Origin of the sequence: Acidaminobacter sp. JC074, assembly GCF_022496765.1 — a bacterium.
In the GTDB taxonomy this organism is placed as follows: domain Bacteria; phylum Bacillota; class Clostridia; order Peptostreptococcales; family Acidaminobacteraceae; genus JABXKX01.
Genome location: NZ_VANV01000020.1, coordinates 11,436 through 32,653, shown reverse-complemented (window position 1 = coordinate 32,653; position 21,218 = coordinate 11,436). Strand labels below are relative to the sequence as shown.

Sequence of the window (21,218 nt, the reverse complement as noted above, 5' to 3'; positions counted from 1 at the left end):
TTTGTTTTCTATAAGCTCCACCTTCCTTTCATAATCCTCTAGATTATACCATAACATCATATCCTAGGATAGTTTTTGAACACATTTAGCCATAAAACGGTCATTTATTTCATTTTCCATGATAATTCAAAAATAAATGGAACCAAATAAAATTCTCTGCGTCTTAATAACAAACAAGGGTTTAAAAGGAGAAGAAAAATGAACAAGAAAAATATAGCAGTCGGTCTATTAACAGCGTCACTATTATTTACGGGTTGTGGTGCAAATTCAAGTGAAGTGATTACAGACGAATCAAAGAATATCGCCATTTCTACGGTAACTGAAGTGACTGAGAAGCCAGAAGAAGTTGTAAGAGTTAATGAAGAAAATGTAGAAACAATTGGTGAAATCATCGGCTTTTCAGACAATGCCGTTGACATACTCACTGGCGATATAGCTGAGGTATTTTACGTGTCTAATGACCAACACAAGGACTTCTATTTAGGACAAACTGTTTATGTAACAAAAGAAACAGATACAGAGTATTCATTAATGCCTTATTATACTGAGGATTTTAGCATAAGACATACTAATATGGGCCATATGATACTAAGAATGACAGGTGAGGTTGTGTCTATAGATGGAGAAACCATCCTTGTTTCAACTGATGAAGGCGAAAAATCTCTACAAATCAATGAAGATATCTTCGTTGAAGTTGGCAAGTCTTATGAGTTTGATGTTATCTTCTTTAATGAAGATGATTTAATGGTATCAGGATTCTACTCTGCTGATGAAAAAATCACAGTTACCATTGATGGTCTTGAAAGAAATGATCAAGGTGAACTCATCATTTCTGGTACATCAACAGATGGTATGACTTATATGATTCCAACTTACGCAGCAGCAAAGAACTTTAACTTTACAGACTTAAAAGTAGGTGCAACAATCGACTTCTATTCAAGGGTTATGACCATGTCTATTCCAGCACATGTTAATCCTTCAAGAATTGATTTATTAGTAGAAAGAGACTTGCCTCTTGGTACAACAGCTATTGAAGGTGAATCAATTGGTCAAGTCGTAGAGATTGATGGTGATGATGTCCATGTAATGTCAGGCGATGTTATTGAGATCTTTACAATAGGAAAAGATAAACTTTCAAACATCCATTTAGGTGAAGCTGTTAAGCTTTTTATGAAATATGATGCATTAAACATTGAAGCATACTTACTAGAGGATTTTTCTAGACCATTAACAGGATGGGGTGCTGAAATTTCTAATGCTACAGGTAAAGTGGTCAAACACAACAAAGATGAGAACACACTTGTTGTATCAATTAAAGGCATCAAGAAAACATTCTCTTATTATGGTGATATGATGCCACAAGATGATATGACCTATGATATGGATATCTATACCATGTCTAAATCAATTGATCCTGTGGTAGAGCTGTATGATCCAAACAGCATCATCAATATCACGATCGACACTTTGAATAGAGCTGACAACGGTGAACTCATGATTTCAGGTAAAGATGCTGATGGTGGCGAGTATGTATTTGGTACATCAAGACCTAATAAGAACTTCAACCTTAGCCAACTCAAACAAGGTGATGTATTAGCTGTATATGTCGATGCAATTATGGAAAGCTGGCCAATGCAAATCGACACTAGAAAAATCATCCTAGTGTCTGAAAGATAAAACTCTTAATATGTTAAAGACACTGATGGTTTTCATCAGTGTCTTTAATGATTTTTAAAGTTCAATGTAAATCGACTGCCTTTTTGACATGATTTACAGTATATATAACCACCCTGTTTCATCATAATTTCCTGTGCTAGGTACAAACCTATACCCACCCCTTCATAAGTCTTACTCGCTTGTCCTTTATAAAACCTTTGAAAAATTAAGTTGAGTTCTTCTTCTTTTATGCCCATCCCTTGGTCATCAATCTCTATAGATTCAAACATATCACTCGTTGTTATTGAAATACTTATCTTAGTCTTTGCTTGACTGTATTTAACAGCATTATCAAGCACATTAAAGATGGCTTCGCTTGTCCACTTCTGATCATGATTGATCATCCTTTGACTTGGCTTATAGACAATCATTATATCTTTCTTAACAGCCTTATGATGAACCATGTTAATGGCTTCAAGGATGGTTTGATTCAAATCATTTTCTGAAGGATTAAGATTCAAACAGCCCGATTCTATTTTAGACAAAAGCATCAATGATTCAATCAACCACTCCATCTTATGGGTTTGCTTGATAAGTGCTTCTGCTAGTTTGTCTTTGTCTTTTTCATCACAAGTTATAAGAAGCTCCTGATACATCTTCACATTGGCAAAAGGTGTTTTTAGTTGGTGGGAAATATCACCAATGAGTTGTTCTAAACGCATCCTATCATCTTTTTCTTTCGCATGATAGAAGTCTAAACGTTTAATCAACTTACTGTTTTGATGGGCTATCTTAGAGACTAAGGTATCTTCAATATAAAGTTGACTGTCAGATTGACCATTTAAGCTGCTTTCAATGCTTGTACTTAAGGACTCAAGATCTTCTTTTAATTTATTTTGCTCCTTAAGATGTTCTCTATAAATCACCATAAGAAATAAACTTATGATCAATACCAATAGAAATAGCAAGCCTGAGTAAGACAAGGTAAGCATGGCCAGGATCATCATTAAAAGCAATAAGATATATTTTTTAGACATGATTCTCACTCCATTTATAGCCAATACCAAAAACAGTTTGAATCCAAGCCCCCTTATCATCTAACTTCTTTCTAAGCCTGTTAATTGTAACATTAAGTGTACCTTCACCCACAAAATCACCATCAATGTCCCAGATATGCTCCAATAAAAGGTCTTTTGTCAGGACTTGCTCTTTATGATCAATAAAGTACTCTAAGAGCTTATATTCTTTCTTGGTCAGTTTAATTTCTAACCCATCTACTAACAACTCTTTTTTCAACCTGTTGTAAGCCAAATTCTTATGAAAGTATGTCTCTTTATGGTTGTGTCTTCTTAATACAACCTTTACCTTTTCTATTAATACAGCAATTGAAAATGGCTTGGTTACATAGTCTTCACATCCCAAAGAGAATCCTCTTAACATCTCAGCTTCCTTATTATTGGCTGTAATGAATATGATGGGTGACTTATAATCTCCAGCCCTATCAAAACCTGATTTTATAGGTAGGTTTACATCTAGTAAAACCAAATCTACTGGATGATCTAAAGACTTTGTCCCATCATCTTGAAAGACAGTAAATCCTTCTTTTTTTAGTGCATAGGCCATGCCATCACTTAACATCTTGTCATCTTCTACAACTAAAATCCTTGACATGGATTCTCCTTATTCTGCGGTCTGTAACCGCTCTATGATACTCTCTTTGCATACATTCCTATAATTTGTAAAAGCAATTAGAATAACTAATATACATAAACTTATTGTACAACATAACAGTGGCACTATAAAAGATACCGTCAACTGTCCTGTCATTAAAATACTTAAAGGTAAAGTAATCATTAATGTTAAACACAAAGCAAAAATAATATAATACAAACCTTCTGCTATAAACATGTTTCTAAACTGATTATCACTCATACCTATGCTCTGCATCATGGCGAACTCTCTTCTTCTAATAATGAAGTTCGTTGCAGTTATATTTATATAGTTCAGAATACCTATAATGGCCAATAGTCCCGCTAATGAATAACCAACAATTCGAAACATCCTGATATATTCATCTGCTTCATCTAAATAGTCTTGTCTTGATTTTATGGTTAAGGTTGGATAAGTTGCCATTACTTCATTTATAAGGTCATTTTGTCCTTCAAGCATCAAAGATATAATATCACTAGTATGTTCCTGACTGATATAACCTTGTAAATAGAAACCTGTGAAATACTGGTTATACATATACATTGGTACATTCGAAACTATTGCAACAACTTTAAAGGCTCTACCTTCAATATCTATCTTATCTCCTACCTCATAAGGCATGATACCTTGATCTGCTCCATAGAAAAAATGATTATCTAAGATAATCTCATCGGCTTTTAAACTCTCCTTTAAGTTGCCTTCTAATAAATAGGGTTTAAGTTTATCAATAAAATAGCTGTCAACACCATAAGCTTCTAGAGTCACTCGGCCTTCTTTAGCTTCATTATGACCATAAGAAACATGGTTATCATCATTGTAACTCGATACCAAGACTTCTCGTATATCATCTTCTATATAAACTGTTTTCATATTCATTTTAAAAGGGTGCATTTCTAAACCCAGTCTCTCAATATCCTCAAGAAAACTTTCACTTAGGTTTTCACCATCATGACTTGAGGCAAAATAACCTGAATCCGCAATAAGATAATCCGATCCAATCATTCTAGACACAAAATTCTCAGAATCAAAATCCTTTATTTCTATTAGCACTGATGAGAAAATAACCAAACTCAACGATAATGATAAAATCACCAATAGAGCCTTTTTCTTAACACGGAACACATTATGCCATGCAATTTGATAGACCTTACTGCGTTTACGTCTTCTCGCTTTCTTATTGACTGTTACTTCCGATGTTCTAATGGCTTCTATAGGAGATACTTTAGAAGCTATTTTTGCAGGTTTTCTACAAGATATCCAAACTGTTAGAGATGTCAAAACACCTGCAAAAACAAATATCCATCCACTTGTAGAAACCTTAATCACTTCAGTGTTTAAAGAACCCAGGACTGTTGGTACCAAGAGTTGTCCAAAGCCATAACCAAGTAAGAGACCTAAGGGAATGCTTATTAGACATATTCTTAATGCACCTCCATAAACCAATCGCTTAATTTGTTTGGAAGTCCCTCCTATTGTTTTTAACAAACCATAGTATTTTATATCTTTATGTACTGCTATCAAATAAATATTATAAATAATAAGATAACCTGATGTCATTAGAACAAGAAGTAAAAAAAAATAACTTAATACATCTTCTAGGTTCATCTGAAAAACATCAGTATAAGCCCAGTTAGGTCCTGCCTTTACATGTTCTAAATCATTGTCCAAAGTTACTTTCATAAGTTTACTCACAAGATTATGCTTCGATGCAAAGTTCACACTTAGGTTGTTGGTGCCCATATAATCAGGATATTCATCTTCTAAGACATGTAATCCTTTATAAGTTTTTGAAACCAATAAGTAACTTGCTGGAGAAAACAAGTTGCCTTCATAATAGCCTACAAGTAAAAAATCTTCTGTTTCTTCTCCTACAGCAGTCTTAACCGTTAAAGAGATTAATTGGTTCAATTCATGATTCAAACCAAGTCTGTCAAGGACTAAAGTATCAAGAACTATTTCATGGTAATCATTTGGATAAGCACCAACAAGGTCAATAAAGGCATCCTCCATATACTGGTCATCCATTGTCATTACTTCTATCTGCATATCCTCGGTTTCTTTATTGGTCACAAGTCCTACAACTGTTGAAACTCCATAAGATTTGATTAATCTATGGTCTTTCAGTTTGCCTACCTCTTCCATTGTCAGAAACTTAAAGCCAGCATGTGCTTTGGAACCAACCTGCAAAGCAGTAGTCTGTTCAAAAGACTCATTTAAACTTAGTGTGATAGTCACCACACTGGTTAACAAAATGCATGTTAAAATGATTGCCAGACCAATCATAAGGGTCCTAGCCATATTATTTTTTATGTTATTCTTTTGCAGTTTCTTTATGATCTTGTCGTTGTTATTCATGACACAACCTTTCCATCCTCTATATGGATGATTCGGTCTGCCATTTGAGCCAGTTCCAAATTATGAGTGATCATAACGATGGTTTGTTTCAAGGTCTGATTGGACAACTTTAAAAGCCCAATCACCTCTTGGCTGGTATGAGAATCTAAGTTACCGGTAGGTTCATCTGCCAGTAAAATAAATGGCTTAGTTGCTAGGGCTCTTGCAATAGCCACCCTTTGTTGTTGCCCCCCTGACAACTGTGACGGTAAATTGTATCTTTTATCATTGATAGAAAGCATATTTAATAGATGGCTAATATGATTTTCATCCACTGAAAGACCATCTAGTTCCAAAGGTAAAGTCACATTCTCATAAACATTAAGTGCCGGAATGAGATTGTAAGACTGAAAGACAAATCCAATGTTTCTTCTTCTAAAAATTGTTTTTTCATCAGGTGTCATGTCATTTAATGAATGACCTTCTATAAATACTTGACCAGATGTTTGATCATCTAAACCACCCAACATATGCAATAGTGTACTTTTACCAGAACCTGATTTTCCTACAACAGCTACAAACTCACCTTCTTTGATTTCAATATCAACGCCATCTAAAGCCTTAACGACATGCTGGCTTTGATGATAATGCTTCTTTAATTGTTTTGTTTTTAGTATCATAAGTCACCTCCTATCATCAGCCTAACAGCAACTTATTACAATCTTCATACATTACTAAATAAACTTAAGTTTCTGAGTTAACATTTCTACCACTAAACCTTCAAGGTCCTCCTCGGTCGTCATAGTTCCTGAAAACAGGCTTGATAAGCCCTGTACCATGGCCCACATGGCAATGATATTTTTTATATAAGTTTCTTTTGGCAACCTATAAAAATCGAAAAAATCTACTGCAGTTTCATAAAAAACATGAAAAACAGGGTCGTCATAATATTCAATCATGCCAGTCTTGATCTCTACTTTGCAGTCATACTTATTAGAAAATAAAAACCTGTAATAATCAGGATTGTTAACCATAAACATAACATAGTTAACGCCTACAGCGACCATTTTATTTTCAATATTTTCATGCCTGCTTCTTGCCTGATCTAGGGCATGTGCAAAAGAAGTTTTTACATGGTGACTGATGGCAGCAATAAGTTCTTCTTTGTTTTTAAAATGTTTATAAGGTGCTGTATGGCTGACTTGACATTTAGCAGCAACCTTTCTAAGTGAAAAGCCTTCTAGTCCATATTGATTCAGAAGAATTAGGCCTTCTTCAACAAGGGCTTTTTTTAAATCTCCGTGATGATAATTATCCATAATATTTCCTTTCTAATCCTATTTTACCCTTTAAAGTTGACAGTGTAAACATCTCGTGTTATATTTTAGATGTTAACAGTGTAAACATTAAGGAGGTTTTATGATTCAAATCATCACTGATACACATTTAGATACAGACTATCCTGTCTTTTTAGCAGATAACAATTACAAAACTTGCACAGGCTGTTTGTCTTGCTGGCTAAGAACACCAGGCAAATGCATACTGGGAGGCGATATCAACTCAGCCATCATAGCTAGTGATCATCTTATAATTGTCACTCATGCAAACTTCGGCTCTTACAGTTCACCTGTCAAACGAGTGATTGATCGGACCATACCTCTTGTGCTACCTACTTTTAAAACTATTAATGGTGACCTACATCACCAGGCCAGATATAAAAAATATCCCTCTATCCACGTTATTTGCTATGATGTAACGCTAGAAGAGGAAAAAGTTTTAATGAATAAAATGGTACTTGCACACAGTATTAACCTACATGCACCCATGCATGCCCTTCACTATTGCAAGAACAAAGATTTAAAAGCATATTTAGATAAAGTAATTGGAGGTTTGAATGAATAGAATTTTGATTGCAAGTCCAAGACTGAAAAATAGTACATCCTACTACCTCTCTTCACTTTTAAATTTAGAGGCTGAATACACTTATGTAAAAGATATGACCTTTGACACATTTTCAAGTGGCGATACCTTGATCATCGCCTGTCCTGTCTATGTAGACAGCCTTCCCGCTAACTTGCTAGTTTACTTAGAAAACCTATCTGACTACTTAAAAGACCATCCTATAAGTCTGAAGCTTTATGCCCTTGTTACTTGCGGTTTTCCAGAAGGTCATCAAACACAAGTAAGTCTGTCTACCATTGACCTATTTTGTAAGAAAAATCAGATAGACTATATGGGTGGACTAGGCGTCGGGTCAGGTGAGTTTATGAGAAATTCACAGTCAATGCCTATGCAAACGCCTATCAAAAAGCCTGTAGCAGACTGTTTAAAGGCCTTATCAATGGCCATATCCAATCAAGAGGCTTATGAAACTAGAATCACACAGGCTAAAATGTCAAAATTTCTTTTTAAGTGGATGTCTACACAACACTGGTACAGTCTTGGCAAGAAGAATGGACTCAGAAAAAAGGACCTAAAAAAAGCCATTGAATAATCAATGGCTATTTTAATCTCTCTTCAATTAAGTCTACAAGTTCTTTGGCATAACCATCAAGAACTGACTGGTCTTTACCTTCTAACATAACTCTTACAAGTGGTTCTGTTCCAGAAGGTCTAATTAAGACTCTGCCCTGTCCTTCCATAACTTTTTCAATTTCTGAAATTCTATTTGTGATAACTTCATCTTCTGTATAAGCATGTTTTTTAGTATTGGCTACTTTTGCATTTAAAAGAACTTGAGGATAAACATCCATGACTGATGCAAGCTCAGACATTGATTTTTCAGTATGCTTCATAACATCTAAAAGTTGTACAGCCGTTAATAAGCCATCTCCTGTTGTGTTGTGCTCTAAGAAGATAACGTGACCTGATTGTTCACCACCTAGTACATAACCAGACTTTCTCATTTCTTCTAAAACATAACGGTCACCAACCTTAGTCTTTACTGTTCTAAGACCATTTTCTTTTAAGGCGATATCAAAACCTAAGTTACTCATAACAGTAGATACAACGGTCTGATCTTTTAGTTTATGTTGCTTGTTTAAGTGAATACCACAAATGGTCATGATCTTGTCACCATCAACAATTTGACCCTTTTCATCTACAGCAATCAATCTGTCTGCATCTCCATCAAAGGCAAGACCAATATCTGCACCAACAATTTTTACAAGCTCTGCAACTTGTTCTGGATGTGTCGATCCGCAGTTTGCATTGATGTTTAAACCATTCGGCTCATTATGAATAGCAGTTACTTCTACACCTAATTTCTGAAGTGTTTTAATGGCTACATGAGAAGCCGCCCCATTGGCTGCGTCAACAGCTGCCTTTAAGCCCTTTAAATCCCCTTCTATGGTGTTCATAACAAACTTTGCATATAAGTCTTCCGCTTCATCGTGGAACTCACAACGGCCAACCTTATCACCTTCAGGCAGGTTTTCCATTTGAAGTTCACCAAATATGTATTTTTCAATTTCTAATTCTATTTCGTCATTTAACTTAAAACCGTCTTCATTAAAGAACTTAATACCATTAAATTCTACTGGATTGTGAGATGCTGAAATAACGATACCTGCATCTGCATTTAAATGTTTGGTCAAGTATGAAACCGCCGGTGTTGGCACAACGCCCACACATAAAGCATCACAACCTGCAGATAAAATACCTGAAACAAGTGCATGCTCTAAAAGGTCACCTGAGATTCTTGTATCTCTACCAATAACGATTCTAGCCTTTTCTTTGTTGCCTATTAAAACATGAGCACCATACTTGCCTAGTTTAAAAGCGATCTCTGGTGTTAACTCAGTATTTGCAACACCTCTTACGCCGTCTGTACCAAATAATTTTCTCATTACTTCCTCCATTTTTTCAACATTTATAGTGTACCATAATTTCAGTGGATTCTCTAATTTTATTGCTATAAGCGCGCATTTAGTCATATAAGATGCAAAATTAGACACAAATTCTAATTATATTCTAATGTTCAGTACCTTGTATTAAATAGTAGTGAATAATATACTGTATCTAGGAGGCAAACATGAATACACAATTTAAGAAAGGCCTACTGGACTTATGTGTCCTTTCAATTCTTCATCATGAAGATGCTTATGGCTATGAGATTGCAAATAAAGTCATGACCTACATGGAAATATCAGAAGGCAGTATTTATCCTCTCCTTCGACGTTTTAAGAAGGACGAATACGTTACATCCTATTTACAAGAGTCCCTAGAAGGACCACCTAGAAAATATTATAAGCTGACCCATAAGGGGCAGACCATCTATAAAGAACTACTTAATGAATGGCATGACTTTCAGTCTTCAATCAACATGTTGTTAAAGGAGGGATAAGATGACTAAGGAGCTTTACATAAAAAAACTAAAAACCTACTTGAGTAAGTTACCCAAAGATGAAATGGAGGATATTATAAATGAAGTGGTGGCTCACTTCGAAGAAGCTAAATTAGCAGGTAGAGATGAAAATCTTGTAGCAAGTGCACTGGGAAATCCTAAAAAGCTTGCCAATGCAATTTTATTAGAATACGACATGGATCAAATAGCTGACTCTTCATACAAGGATAAGTTTATTGTGATTTTGAAAATCATAGGAATAGGCTTCAAAAACATTATTTTTGCACCCATACTTTTAACCATAGGCAGTCTATTACTGGCGGCTTTCTTACTGGTATTTTCATTTTATCTTACTGGAGGACTACTTATTCTTACTCCTTTATTTAAGATCTTAACACCTAGTCTTGTTTCTACAGGTGGGATCCCACTTATGTATTTTCCTCTTGCGGGCATCATCTCTCTCATCATTACAAGGCTATGTCACAAGCTCTTATCTAAAGGCAGCAATGCATCCATTAAGTACTTAAAGAAATATATCAGAAGAGACTTAAATAATCTTAAACACTAAAAAAAGCACTCCACTAGGAAGTGCTTTTCATATAATTTAAAATGATACTTATCTAACTGCTTCAGCACCCTTTTCTAAAGCTTTCATGTTGATATCGATTAAGTGAGCTTTTCTCTCACCAAATACCTTCATAAATGCCTTATGAAGAGATTCTACTTCAACAACCTTTGTTAACTCAATGTAAGCACCTAACATTACCATGTTTGCAACCTTATCGTTCCCCAACTCAATTGCAATTTCGTTCGCTGGAATGTAGTAAGCTGTTACATCATCTCTAGAAGCCTTCTTCTCGATTAATGATGAGTTGATCAATAATCTACCTTCAGCAGCTAAATCCGCTTCGAACTTGTCTAAAGAAGGTAAGTTCATAACGATTGCACAAGTAGCATCGTCAACAATAATTGGAGAACCAATTAAGTGATCAGATACGATGACGTTACAGTTAGCAGTACCACCACGCATTTCCGGACCGTATGATGGTAACCATGAAACTTGCTTATCTTCAATCATACCTGCATAAGTTAACATTTGACCCATAGACATAACACCCTGTCCACCAAAGCCAGCACAGATTACTTTCTCGTTTAACATTTTACGCCTCCTCTGGTTTTCTATAGTTGCCTAATGGATAGTAAGGAATCATGTTTTCTTCTAACCATTTTAATGACTCAACTGGTGCAATACCCCAGTTTGTAGGACATGTAGATAAAACTTCTACAATTGAGAAACCGTCGCCTCTTAATTGACATTCAAATGCAGCTTTAATCGCTTTTTTAGCTTTTCTGATTGCAGCTGGGTTATGAACAGATACTCTTTCTACAAATGCAGCACCATCAATAGTTGCTAACATTTCAGATACCTTAAGTGGCATACCAGAGTGCTCTACAGTTCTACCAAGAGGTGCAGTTGTTGCCTTTTGACCAATTAAAGTCGTTGGCGCCATTTGACCACCTGTCATACCGTAGATAGCGTTGTTAACAAAGATTGTAGTGATTTTTTCAGCTCTGTGTGCTACGTGTACAATTTCAGCAGTACCGATAGAAGCTAAGTCACCGTCACCTTGGTAAGTAAATACAACTTTATCATTTAAAGCTCTTTTGATACCAGTTGCAACAGCAGGCGCTCTACCATGAGAAGCTTCATGCATGTCACAGTTGAAATAGTCATAAGCTAATACTGAACAACCAACTGGTGCAACACCAATTGCATCGCCTAGTACGTCTAATTCTTCTAATACTTCTGCTACTAATCTATGAATAACACCATGTGTACAACCAGGACAATAGTGTGTCTCTTTAGTTGTTAAACCTTTAGTTCTTTCAAATACGATAGCCATTATTTAACCCCTCCTATCATTTCTTTGATCTTATTAATGATTGCATCTGGAGCAGGAATCATACCACCTGATCTACCATAGAACTCAGTAGGTACTTTACCGTTTAATGCTAATCTAACGTCTTCAACCATTTGACCTTCAGACATTTCAACAGTTAATACTGCCTTTACAGTATCAGGCATCTCTTGGAATGCTTTTTCAGGGAATGGCCATAATGTCATAGGTCTGATTAAACCAACATTGATACCTTCTTCTTTTAACTTGTCAATTGCATTCTTTGCAATTCTTGAAGTTGTACCATAAGCAGCAATTACATACTCAGCATTTTCCATGTTGTAAGCTTCATGCTTTGTTTCGTTCTTTTTCATTTCAGCATACTTAGCTTGTAACTTATGGTTGTGATCTTCTAGACCTTGAGGATCTAAGAATAATGAGTTAATAATATGAGGCTTTCTTTCGCCTTTAGTACCAGTTGTAGCCCAAGAATCCTTAGAAGGTAAATCTCTCTTCTTAGGTGCTTTGAACTCGATTGGCTCCATCATTTGACCAATCATACCGTCACCAACAACGATAACAGGGTTTCTGTAGTAATCAGCAATATCAAATGCTTCTTGTACCATGTCTACCATTTCTTGAAGGTTAGCTGGTGCTAAAACCAAACATTTGTAGTCACCGTTACCACCACCACGAGTAGATTGGAAGTAATCTGATTGAGCAGGTTGGATACCACCAAGACCTGGACCACCACGAACAATATTTACAATAACACAAGGTAACTCAGCACCTGCGATATAAGTGATACCCTCTTGCTTAAGAGCCATACCTGGAGATGAAGATGATGTCATTACTCTAACACCACATCCTGCTGCACCATAAACCATGTTGATTGCTGCAACTTCAGATTCAGCTTGAACAAAAGCACCGCCTGTTTTAGGCATTTCTTTTGACATATATTCAGGTAATTCATTTTGAGGTGTAATAGGATATCCGAAGAAATATTTACAACCAGCTTGAATAGCTGCAGCACCAATTGCTTCGTTACCTTTCATTAAAATCTTTGCCATTGTCGTCCTCCTATCTTTCTACCGTAATAACACAATCAGGACATATTAATGCACAATTTGTACATCCAATACATTCTTCCATTTTTTCAACTGTTGCTGGGTGATAACCTTTTGCGTTGATTCGATCGCCAGCCATCACTATGATGTTCTTAGGACAAACTGATGCACATAAGCCGCATCCTTTACAAATGTTTTCATTAAACGTTACTTTTGCCACTACACAACCCTCCTCAGAATCGTTTTCATTATATAAGGTTTCTGTCTACATCCATTCTTCTCGCATGTACATTTTAATTGGCATAATCTCGCCATCATAATCTGATGGTATAGTTTGGGCAACCTTTTCAATAGCACAAATGTACTTGATCGGAATATTTGTAGACTCCGAAACACTCTTAACTAATTCTTGACCTTTTTTCACATCTTCTAAGGTTGTTTCTCTTAGTAGATGAGTATTGTTAACCAAGCCTGTAATTTTAAAGCCAGTTTGGTTTTCAATTTCCTCTATATGCTTAATAACACCTTCTTTGGTCTGAGTATCTTGACGATACGCATTAACAACCAAGAACATATCATAGCCTTTAAAACCAATGATTTGTTTAAACGTCCCAAGTACTCTGGTACCTGTTGAATCTCCACCAATATCAAGTATTGTATGACAGTTGTCATCTTGAAGTGGACCAAATACGCCTGCAGAAATGGCTGGTAGATCTAAGTTGGCACCATGTCCAAACTGACTTGAGATAACCTTGATACCAGCATCTGTCATCAATTGTGCCTTTTCTCTTGATCTGAAATAGACATTGACTACATCTAAATCTGCTAATGCTACATTATCTTCTGTTTCACTTAATTTCATTGCATAATTAACTGCAAATTCTGTTTTCCCACTACCATAATGTCCTACTATAATACGTATTCTTTTGTCGTTAAACATGTCATCACCATTTTCTATCTAGTATCTTTGAGCTTCTTCTTTTCCTTGTAATACTCTTAAGCCGCCTTCAGCTAAAGCTTTCATTTCATCTTCACCTGGGTATACATACACTTTAGAAATGAAATCTACTGATTCAGTAATCCACTCCACAAGCTCCTTACCGTATGCTAAACCACCTGTTAAGATAATACCGTCTACTTTACCATGAAGCACTGCTGCACAAGAACCAATGTATTTAGCTACTTGGTAAGCCATTGCCTTAAAGATTAACTCAGCGTTTTTATCACCCTCATTAATCATCTTTACAACATCTCTACCATCATTTGTACCTAAATAAGCATTTAATCCACCATTACCTTTGATCATCTTCTTGATTTCAGCATGTGTATACTTACCTGAGAAGCACATTTTAGCTAAGTCACCTGATGGCACACCACCCGTTCTCTCAGGAGAGAATGGACCGTCACCGTCTAAGGCATTGTTTACTTCAACTACTCTACCAGCTTTATGAGCACCAACTGAAATACCACCACCTAAGTGAGCAACAATTAGGTTTAAGTCTGTATATTCTTTACCTAAGTCATCAGCAAGTCTTCTTGCAACCGCTTTTTGGTTAAGTGCATGGAAAATAGATTTTCTTTCAAGTTCTGGCATACCAGAAATTCTTGCAACTGGCTCTAATTCATCTACAACTACTGGATCTACAATATAAGATGGAATATTTAAGTTAGTAGCAATCTCGTAAGCTAAAACACCACCTAGATTAGAAGCATGCTCTCCTAAAACACCAACTTTTAAGTCTTCAAGCATCTTATCGTCTACTTGATATGTACCACCTGCGATTGGCTTTAATAAACCACCACGGCCAACAACTGCATCTAATTTAGAAAGGTTGATGTTGTTTTCATCTAAAGCTGATAAAATAACATCTTTTCTAAAATCGTATTGATCAAAGATTGTTTCGTACTTACTGATTTCTTCAGTAGAATGTCTTAAAGTTGTTTCAAACACTTCTTTGTCATTGTCATATACAGCAATCTTAGTTGATGTTGAACCTGGGTTGATTGCCAATATTCTTAACTCTGTCATAGATCCTCCTTACATTTTTGCAGCCATTAAAACACCTAATGCAATAGAGTTAAGCTTAGCTTCTTCACTATCTGCTCTTGATGTTAAAATAATTGGTGCCTTAGCGCCAACAATTACGCCTGCACTCTTAGCATTTGCTAAGAAACCTAATGTTTTATACAAAATGTTACCCGATTCAATGTTTGGGCACATTAATACATCTGCATGTCCGGCAACTGGATGGTCGATACCCTTTAACTTAGCTGCTTCTACAGAAACTGCATTGTCTAGTGCAAATGGACCGCCTACGATACAACCTGTTAAGTCACCATTTTCATTCATTTTAACCAATTCACCAGCATCTACTGTTGCAGGCATCTTTGGATTTACCTTTTCTTTAGCACAAATAACTGCTACTTTAGGCTGATCAATATCTAAACCATTTGCCACTTGTAAAGAGTTTTCAATAATTTGCTTCTTTTGTTCTAATGTTGGTGCAATGTTCATTGCCGCATCTGTTACGAGTAATAATCTTGGATAATTCATTACATCAAATATTGCCACATGTGATAATACACTGCCTGTTCTTAAACCAGTTTCCTTATTTAAAACTGCCTTTAAGATGATACTTGTGTCCACTAAGCCCTTCATCACCATATGAGCTTTACCAGAAGAAACCAACTCAACTGCCTTTAGAGATGCTTCTGCTAAATCTTTGATATCAATGATTTCATAATCATTTAAATCAATGCTCTCTTCTTTTGCAATTGCCTCAATTTTTTCTTTGTCACCTACTAGAATTGCTTCAACAATACCGTTTTTCTTGGCATTATCAACAGCTTTTAATACATCATTATCTTGAGCACATGCAACAGAAACTGTCTTAGGACCACGTTCTTTTGCAATCTTTAAAACTTCTTCAAAACTTTTAATCATGATTCACCTCATTTATTTGTTTTTCACCTATCACCTATATTGCAAGTCTTGTGCCAACTTTTTATAAAGAGCAAAAAAATATAAAAAGATCGCTTGAATCCTTGGTATGACACCGTTTTCCCAGTCTATTACCAACAATCCATGCAATCTCCAAAATATGTATTTGCAAAAAATAGCATGCAAAATATTGCATGCTATCGTATATGTGCAAGATTTTGCACTACTTTACTTCGTTTTCATAAATCTTAACTGCTTCGCCAGCTTCAACTCTCATAACACCTTCATTAAGTGCAATCATCTCATCTTCGCCTGGTTTAACAATAACTTCTGCAATAAAACCAACGCTGTCTGCAATTCTTGAAGTAATGTAATCAGAATAAGCCACACCACCTGTTAAAACAACAGCATCAACCTTGCCTTTTAAGACAGTGGCCATAGCACCAATTTCTTTTGAAATTTGATAGGCCATTGCTTCTAAAACAAGTTCAGCTTTTTCATCGCCTGCTTCCACCATTTTTAAAGCTTCTCTAACATCGTTTGTACCTAAATAGGCAACCATACCACCTTTACCTCTTAAGTAAGGTTTTAGCTCTTTAAATGAAGCATATTTACCTGAGAAACACAACTTAGCTAAATCACCTGATGGTAAACCACCTGTTCTCTCTGGAGAGAAAGGTCCCATTTCATTGGCATTGTTGGCATCAATCATTTTGCCCTTCTTTAAAGGAACAACTGAAATACCACCACCAAGATGAGCGATAACCATATTTAACTGATCAACAGTCGTATTTTTTTCATTTGCCACCCTATGAGCAATGGCCTTAACATTTAAAGCATGAAGTAGTGATTTTCTTTTGATTTCAGGCATACCTGAAATTCTTGCAACATCTTCAAACTCATCCACTGCAACTGGATCTACTATGTATGACTCTACTTCAGCAGTTTCAGCAATAGCTCTTGCTATTAAACCACCTAAGTTAGAAGCATGTTCTCCCTGTACACCAATCTTTAAATCTTCAGCTAAAGCATCTGTTACCTTGTAAGTACCACTTGGCATAGGCTTTAAAAGACCACCACGACCTACAACAGCTTTAAGCTGGCTAAGCTGATAACCTTCAGATGTTAACCAATCTACAATGATGTTTTTTCTGTACTCAAACTGATCTGCAATTTTTTCAAACTTATCTAGTTCTTCAGTTGAATGTGATAAGTTCTTTTGAAGCTTGTTTTCTTCACCTTCAAATATTGCAACTTTAGTAGACGTTGAGCCTGGATTAATGGCCAGAATATACTTTTTCATAATGCCTCCCTATTCTTTTATTTGATGTTTGTTGAGTTTATAATATAGATTCCGTATGGAAATCTCTAAAGTCTCAGCTGTTTTTACTTTGTTCCCTTGGTTTAACTTAAGTACTTTTTCTATATATTGCTTTTCATAAAGGTCCATCTTATCTTGTAAGGATGAAGCCTTGAAATTTTTAGCTATCTTCTTATCTGGTAATTGTATAACTTCCTGATGGTCAATAATTGGTAAATGAGATCTTGTGATGATGATTTCGTTAAATCTCATATTGATCATTGCCCTGGCAATATAGTTTTCTAACTCACGAATATTCCCAGGCCAGTCGTTGGCTTCAATGACATGTAGGGCTTCATCACTTAAGTCTCTTACTGAACGGCCAAACACTTGATTTTGCTTCTGTATGATCGATATGATCAAGGGTTTGATATCATCCTTGTGCTCTCTTAAAGCAGGCGTCTTAATTGGAATGACATTTAATCTGTAATACAAGTCTTTTCTAAAACGCTTGATTTCAATGGCTTTTTCTAGGTCTACATTGGTTGCTGCAATAACTCGAACATCTACAGGTATAACCTTTGAATCTCCCACTCTAACCACTTCTTTTTCTTGAAGTACCCTTAAAAGCTTGGCTTGCGTTGCCAAACTGATTTCACCAATTTCATCTAGGAATATGGTGCCGCCATCAGCCATTTCAAAATAACCGGCTTTACCAGACTTTAAGGCACCTGTAAAAGCACCACCTGAGTAACCAAAGAGTTCACTTTCTAAAACGCCTTCATTAATGGCCATACAGTTTACACGGACAAACTTAGAGTGTTTTCTATCACTGGCATTGTGTATGGCATGAGCAAAGAGCTCTTTACCAGTACCTGACTCTCCTTGAAGAAGGACGGTCGCAGGTGTATCTGCAGCCAGTTTTGCTTTTTCTATGGCATTGATAATCACTGGGTTTTCACCCTTTATATCCTCAAAGGTATATTTGGCTTCTAGATTTCTAATGATCTGCTTGGCCTGGTCAAGTTCCTTTGATAGTCTTCTCGTTTCAGTAAAGTCCTGCAAGACAGCAACACTGCCCTTTAACTCACCATTTTCAAATATGGGTGCTGCAGAGACATAAACATCTCTTCGATTTAAGCCTACATTAAACTTAAGTCCTGTTACAGGCGCTTGTTTACGAAGTACTTCCAAATGTATACTTTCTCCATCATCGCCAAGGTCTACAGTAGACAGTTTGCCGATGATGTCTTCATCATAATAACCTGTCAATCTTGAGTAAGCAGGATTGATTAAAATACCATAACCATTTTCATCCACTACAGATATGGCATCCTGTGTTGCATTGATGATGGCTTCAAGCATGGAACGTACTTGCTTCAGATTGGTTATTTTTTCTGCAAGTCCAGCAACTTCACTAATATCTCTAAAAACTGCAATTGCGCCAATAATATGACCATTCTTGTCTTTAACGGGCATTCTATTGGTGATGATTTCCGTATTACCCAGCTGTTGTTTCTGGTCCAGTTCAGCCTGTCCCGATATCATAATATGGGGTAACCGCGTATTTTCAATAACTTCGGTTATATTTTTTCCTATAACATGATCAGCAGAAAAATGAGTCAACTTTTCAGCTGCTCTGTTATAAAGTGTGATTACACCATCTATATCAACGGCAATCATTGCATCATGTGTTGAATCAAGTATTAGTTCTAGTTCTCGTTTCATAGCTCACCTACTCTTTTCTATTGTATCATTAGCTCTTATGGCTTTACAAGATTTTTTTAATAGTTCCACAAAAAGTTTAAATGCCAAAAACAACTGTTTTTGGCATCTCATTACTCTGTATCTTCTTCTGTTGTTTCTTCTTCTACTGGTTCTGCATCTAAATCTACAATCTCTAATTCTATGTTACTTGGTATGATTTCGATACCATTAAATTCATTGTGTTTGTTGAGTACAATTTCAGCGTTAATCGTGCCAGCTTCAAAATCTTCAGCATCCACATATAAAGTTAGATCATTCTTAGTTAAGCTATTTGCAATACTTTCAAAAGCCGATACCCTAAGAAGAACGACACCTTCTAAATCTGCCATATTGGTTCTAAGACTACTGGCCTTGTTTAGGAATGTTATATCAGAATAATCATAAGTAAACTCTGTTGTTATGATTTCTTCTATGGTCACATCCACTTTTACTTCATCTAAATATTGGTTCATGGTAACATCTTCTGGCACATTCAGCTTAGTATAAATCTCGAAGCTTTCACTTGCACCATTCAGATTAACATCCATGGTTTCTATAAACTTTAAGGCGTTAATGACTTCACGTTGACCACGAACATTGACACTGTCTGGTGTCACCTTGATGGCAGTCAAACCAAAACCTTCCTTAACAGTACCGACTGTACTTGGCTGAATGGTCACATCCATCAGCTTTGAAACAGGTATGGTCACCGACACATAGTTGGTTTCTACTTCTAGGCCCGTTACAGTTTCACCATTGATATCAATTGGTTCTACAGCAACTTCTTTAGATATTCTTGTGGTTTCATTGGTGATATTTATGATACCTCTTACACTTTCAACAGAATTGACAAAAGACTCTGGTCCCTTGATAAAAACCTGTTGCAATGACAGGGTCATATCCTCTGTCAAATAACCTTCTGGAACAGTCCCTTGCTTGATAATTTTTACATCAATTGGCTGTCTGATGATCTCATCAATATCTAAGGTGATGTTGTCTTTTGAAATCGAATCAATTGTTATATCTTCAATAGAAACATTCTGATTGAGTAAAATGGTTTGATTGCCACTTGTTAAATCACCTATATCAGCAGATATTTCTACTTCTTGTTTGGTGATGCTGTTGACTTCATTACGACGTCCTTTTAAGGTGACATCCACATTAAATTCACGTTCACCCATAATTTCGTAATTTCTGGCTTTTAACTCTTCTATCCCCATCAACTGCACTGGTACATCTTGGAGCGATCTAGTAATCTCAGGATTCACTTGATCCATAACAAATACCCAAAATACAATTGCGAATAACAATGAGAGCAGCTTAGGGGCAGTGTTTCTAGAAAACTTACTCCTGCTGTAAATCTCCCTTATCCTTTTTAGCATTTGAATTCCTCCATTTATCTACAAATGATGTTTTTTCCTCTATAACAAAGTTTTCAAGCAGTATGTTTCTTAAATCACTTGCATCGAGGAATCTATTGAGATTACCGTCCATTGCCACAGAAATAGCTCCTGTTTCTTCTGATACAACAATTACTAAGGCATCAGAGTTTTCTATCATACCAAGAGCAGCCCTGTGTCTAGTGCCTAAATCTCTTGAAAGGTCTGTTTTAATAGACAGTGGTAAGAAACAGCCTGCTGCCATTATTTTTTCTTTTTTTATAAGTACAGCACCATCATGAAGGGGTGCATTATGTTCAAATATATTTGTAATTAATAAGGCACTAATTTTACCTTCTATAAGGGTCCCCGTATCTACAATCTCATTCAAACCAGTATCTCTTTCCATAACAATTAGAGCACCTGTTTTGGTTCTTGATAAGGTAGAAACTGCAGTAACAATCTCTTCAATATTTTGCTTTAATTCCTCTTTAATAATTTCAGAAATCGAAACGGATAACCATCTGGTTCGACCAATATATTCAAGCGCTCTTCTTAACTCAGGCTGGAACACAACAAGAATGGCAAAAATACCAACTGTAAATGTATTTTCCAAAATGTACTGAATCATATGTAATTGAAGAAACTTAGAAATATTGAACACAGCTAAAAGAACAATCAATCCTTTGATCAGTTGCTCTGCACGTGTTTYTCTTATTAACATCAAAAGTTTGTAAAAAATTACTGCTACAATTACGATATCGATTAAGTCGATAATTCGAAAATTCATGAACAGTTTCATGACGTTTTCCATATATGCCACCTCTTTTAGTCTCTATTAA

Annotated in this window: 22 protein-coding genes; 5 read left to right on the top strand and 17 right to left on the bottom strand. The window is 35.9% G+C overall.

Translation table 11 applies throughout. The annotated features are described in order from the left end of the window. Positions 1-198 precede the first annotated feature (198 nt). The gene (locus tag EZV73_RS20850) at positions 199-1,677 is read left to right on the top strand and encodes a hypothetical protein (RefSeq protein ID WP_240842368.1); all 1,479 of its coding nucleotides are present in this window, start codon (positions 199-201) and stop codon (positions 1,675-1,677) included. A 44-nt stretch (positions 1,678-1,721) separates the two neighbouring features. Here the strand turns inward: EZV73_RS20850 and EZV73_RS20845 are convergent, their stop codons facing one another. The 5 genes from EZV73_RS20845 to EZV73_RS20825 are packed head-to-tail and all read right to left on the bottom strand — an operon-like array spanning position 1,722 to position 7,019. After that, complete coding sequence (locus tag EZV73_RS20845) at positions 1,722-2,693, bottom strand: HAMP domain-containing sensor histidine kinase (protein ID WP_240842367.1); 972 nt, start codon at positions 2,691-2,693, stop codon at positions 1,722-1,724. Continuing rightward, on the bottom strand, positions 2,686-3,327 hold the full coding sequence (locus EZV73_RS20840) for a response regulator transcription factor (protein WP_240842366.1): 642 nt from the start codon (positions 3,325-3,327) through the stop codon (positions 2,686-2,688). The genes EZV73_RS20845 and EZV73_RS20840 overlap by 8 nt, the downstream gene beginning before the upstream one ends. A 9-nt stretch (positions 3,328-3,336) precedes the next feature. Beyond that, positions 3,337-5,721, bottom strand: a complete 2,385-nt coding sequence (locus EZV73_RS20835; protein ID WP_240842365.1) for an ABC transporter permease — start codon at positions 5,719-5,721, stop codon at positions 3,337-3,339. Beyond that, positions 5,718-6,380 (bottom strand): ABC transporter ATP-binding protein, encoded by a 663-nt coding sequence (locus EZV73_RS20830; RefSeq protein WP_240842364.1) that lies wholly within the window; start codon positions 6,378-6,380, stop codon positions 5,718-5,720. Before EZV73_RS20830 ends, EZV73_RS20835 begins: the two co-directional genes overlap by 4 nt. 54 nt (positions 6,381-6,434) lie before the next feature. Further along, positions 6,435-7,019 (bottom strand): TetR/AcrR family transcriptional regulator, encoded by a 585-nt coding sequence (locus EZV73_RS20825; protein ID WP_240842363.1) that lies wholly within the window; start codon positions 7,017-7,019, stop codon positions 6,435-6,437. Positions 7,020-7,119: 100 nt separating this feature from the next. On the opposite strand from EZV73_RS20825, the gene EZV73_RS20820 reads away from it, so the two are divergent. Both EZV73_RS20820 and EZV73_RS20815 read left to right on the top strand, forming a co-directional pair. Next, a complete protein-coding gene (locus EZV73_RS20820; protein ID WP_240842362.1) occupies positions 7,120-7,602 on the top strand; it encodes a flavodoxin family protein in 483 nt (160 codons plus the stop codon). Then, a complete protein-coding gene (locus EZV73_RS20815; RefSeq protein WP_240842361.1) occupies positions 7,595-8,194 on the top strand; it encodes a hypothetical protein in 600 nt (199 codons plus the stop codon). The genes EZV73_RS20820 and EZV73_RS20815 overlap by 8 nt, the downstream gene beginning before the upstream one ends. A gap of 7 nt (positions 8,195-8,201) precedes the next feature. Here EZV73_RS20815 and glmM read toward each other — a convergent pair whose 3' ends face one another. Further along, positions 8,202-9,548, bottom strand: a complete 1,347-nt coding sequence (gene glmM / locus EZV73_RS20810; RefSeq protein WP_240842360.1) for a phosphoglucosamine mutase — start codon at positions 9,546-9,548, stop codon at positions 8,202-8,204. 185 nt (positions 9,549-9,733) lie between these two features. On the opposite strand from glmM, the gene EZV73_RS20805 reads away from it, so the two are divergent. Further along, the gene (locus EZV73_RS20805) at positions 9,734-10,045 is read left to right on the top strand and encodes a PadR family transcriptional regulator (RefSeq protein WP_240842359.1); all 312 of its coding nucleotides are present in this window, start codon (positions 9,734-9,736) and stop codon (positions 10,043-10,045) included. Position 10,046: 1 nt separating this feature from the next. Beyond that, positions 10,047-10,613: a DUF1700 domain-containing protein gene (locus EZV73_RS20800; RefSeq protein WP_240842358.1), complete on the top strand. Its 567-nt coding sequence runs from the start codon at positions 10,047-10,049 to the stop codon at positions 10,611-10,613. Positions 10,614-10,661: 48 nt separating this feature from the next. Here EZV73_RS20800 and EZV73_RS20795 read toward each other — a convergent pair whose 3' ends face one another. From EZV73_RS20795 to cdaA, 11 genes are all read right to left on the bottom strand, one after another. Further along, entirely contained in the window at positions 10,662-11,204 is a 543-nt protein-coding gene (locus EZV73_RS20795) for a 2-oxoacid:acceptor oxidoreductase family protein (RefSeq protein ID WP_240842357.1), read from the bottom strand. A gap of 1 nt (position 11,205) precedes the next feature. Beyond that, entirely contained in the window at positions 11,206-11,949 is a 744-nt protein-coding gene (locus EZV73_RS20790; protein ID WP_240842356.1) for a thiamine pyrophosphate-dependent enzyme, read from the bottom strand. Next, complete coding sequence (locus EZV73_RS20785) at positions 11,949-13,013, bottom strand: 3-methyl-2-oxobutanoate dehydrogenase subunit VorB (protein ID WP_240842355.1); 1,065 nt, start codon at positions 13,011-13,013, stop codon at positions 11,949-11,951. The genes EZV73_RS20790 and EZV73_RS20785 overlap by 1 nt, the downstream gene beginning before the upstream one ends. Positions 13,014-13,023: 10 nt before the next feature. Beyond that, a complete protein-coding gene (locus EZV73_RS20780; RefSeq protein ID WP_240842354.1) occupies positions 13,024-13,230 on the bottom strand; it encodes a ferredoxin family protein in 207 nt (68 codons plus the stop codon). Positions 13,231-13,275: 45 nt separating this feature from the next. After that, positions 13,276-13,950, bottom strand: coding sequence for an ATP-binding protein (locus EZV73_RS20775; protein WP_240842353.1), 675 nt, complete (start codon positions 13,948-13,950; stop codon positions 13,276-13,278). An 18-nt stretch (positions 13,951-13,968) separates the two neighbouring features. Further along, on the bottom strand, positions 13,969-15,039 hold the full coding sequence (buk, locus tag EZV73_RS20770; RefSeq protein WP_240842352.1) for a butyrate kinase: 1,071 nt from the start codon (positions 15,037-15,039) through the stop codon (positions 13,969-13,971). A gap of 9 nt (positions 15,040-15,048) precedes the next feature. Further along, positions 15,049-15,954, bottom strand: coding sequence for a phosphate butyryltransferase (ptb, locus tag EZV73_RS20765; protein ID WP_240842351.1), 906 nt, complete (start codon positions 15,952-15,954; stop codon positions 15,049-15,051). A gap of 220 nt (positions 15,955-16,174) precedes the next feature. Continuing rightward, positions 16,175-17,254, bottom strand: a complete 1,080-nt coding sequence (gene buk / locus EZV73_RS20760; protein WP_240842350.1) for a butyrate kinase — start codon at positions 17,252-17,254, stop codon at positions 16,175-16,177. A gap of 9 nt (positions 17,255-17,263) precedes the next feature. Beyond that, positions 17,264-18,979, bottom strand: coding sequence for a sigma-54-dependent Fis family transcriptional regulator (locus tag EZV73_RS20755; protein ID WP_240842349.1), 1,716 nt, complete (start codon positions 18,977-18,979; stop codon positions 17,264-17,266). A 110-nt stretch (positions 18,980-19,089) separates the two neighbouring features. Next, complete coding sequence (locus EZV73_RS20750) at positions 19,090-20,379, bottom strand: YbbR-like domain-containing protein (protein ID WP_240842348.1); 1,290 nt, start codon at positions 20,377-20,379, stop codon at positions 19,090-19,092. Next, a complete protein-coding gene (cdaA, locus tag EZV73_RS20745) occupies positions 20,342-21,190 on the bottom strand; it encodes a diadenylate cyclase CdaA (protein ID WP_240842347.1) in 849 nt (282 codons plus the stop codon). The genes EZV73_RS20750 and cdaA overlap by 38 nt, the downstream gene beginning before the upstream one ends. Positions 21,191-21,218: the final 28 nt, after the last annotated feature.

Excerpts from the sequence above, each read along its gene's own strand:
- EZV73_RS20850 (WP_240842368.1), top strand. The coding sequence starts at position 199 with ATGAACAAGAAAAATATAGCAGTCGGTCTATTAACAGCGTCACTATTA.
- EZV73_RS20845 (WP_240842367.1), bottom strand. The coding sequence starts at position 2,693 with ATGTCTAAAAAATATATCTTATTGCTTTTAATGATGATCCTGGCCATG.
- EZV73_RS20840 (WP_240842366.1), bottom strand. The coding sequence starts at position 3,327 with ATGTCAAGGATTTTAGTTGTAGAAGATGACAAGATGTTAAGTGATGGC.
- EZV73_RS20835 (WP_240842365.1), bottom strand. The coding sequence starts at position 5,721 with ATGAATAACAACGACAAGATCATAAAGAAACTGCAAAAGAATAACATA.
- EZV73_RS20830 (WP_240842364.1), bottom strand. The coding sequence starts at position 6,380 with ATGATACTAAAAACAAAACAATTAAAGAAGCATTATCATCAAAGCCAG.
- EZV73_RS20825 (WP_240842363.1), bottom strand. The coding sequence starts at position 7,019 with ATGGATAATTATCATCACGGAGATTTAAAAAAAGCCCTTGTTGAAGAA.
- EZV73_RS20820 (WP_240842362.1), top strand. The coding sequence starts at position 7,120 with ATGATTCAAATCATCACTGATACACATTTAGATACAGACTATCCTGTC.
- EZV73_RS20815 (WP_240842361.1), top strand. The coding sequence starts at position 7,595 with ATGAATAGAATTTTGATTGCAAGTCCAAGACTGAAAAATAGTACATCC.
- glmM (WP_240842360.1), bottom strand. The coding sequence starts at position 9,548 with ATGAGAAAATTATTTGGTACAGACGGCGTAAGAGGTGTTGCAAATACT.
- EZV73_RS20805 (WP_240842359.1), top strand. The coding sequence starts at position 9,734 with ATGAATACACAATTTAAGAAAGGCCTACTGGACTTATGTGTCCTTTCA.
- EZV73_RS20800 (WP_240842358.1), top strand. The coding sequence starts at position 10,047 with ATGACTAAGGAGCTTTACATAAAAAAACTAAAAACCTACTTGAGTAAG.
- EZV73_RS20795 (WP_240842357.1), bottom strand. The coding sequence starts at position 11,204 with ATGTTAAACGAGAAAGTAATCTGTGCTGGCTTTGGTGGACAGGGTGTT.
- EZV73_RS20790 (WP_240842356.1), bottom strand. The coding sequence starts at position 11,949 with ATGGCTATCGTATTTGAAAGAACTAAAGGTTTAACAACTAAAGAGACA.
- EZV73_RS20785 (WP_240842355.1), bottom strand. The coding sequence starts at position 13,013 with ATGGCAAAGATTTTAATGAAAGGTAACGAAGCAATTGGTGCTGCAGCT.
- EZV73_RS20775 (WP_240842353.1), bottom strand. The coding sequence starts at position 13,950 with ATGTTTAACGACAAAAGAATACGTATTATAGTAGGACATTATGGTAGT.
- buk (WP_240842352.1), bottom strand. The coding sequence starts at position 15,039 with ATGACAGAGTTAAGAATATTGGCAATCAACCCAGGTTCAACATCAACT.
- ptb (WP_240842351.1), bottom strand. The coding sequence starts at position 15,954 with ATGATTAAAAGTTTTGAAGAAGTTTTAAAGATTGCAAAAGAACGTGGT.
- buk (WP_240842350.1), bottom strand. The coding sequence starts at position 17,254 with ATGAAAAAGTATATTCTGGCCATTAATCCAGGCTCAACGTCTACTAAA.
- EZV73_RS20755 (WP_240842349.1), bottom strand. The coding sequence starts at position 18,979 with ATGAAACGAGAACTAGAACTAATACTTGATTCAACACATGATGCAATG.
- EZV73_RS20750 (WP_240842348.1), bottom strand. The coding sequence starts at position 20,379 with ATGCTAAAAAGGATAAGGGAGATTTACAGCAGGAGTAAGTTTTCTAGA.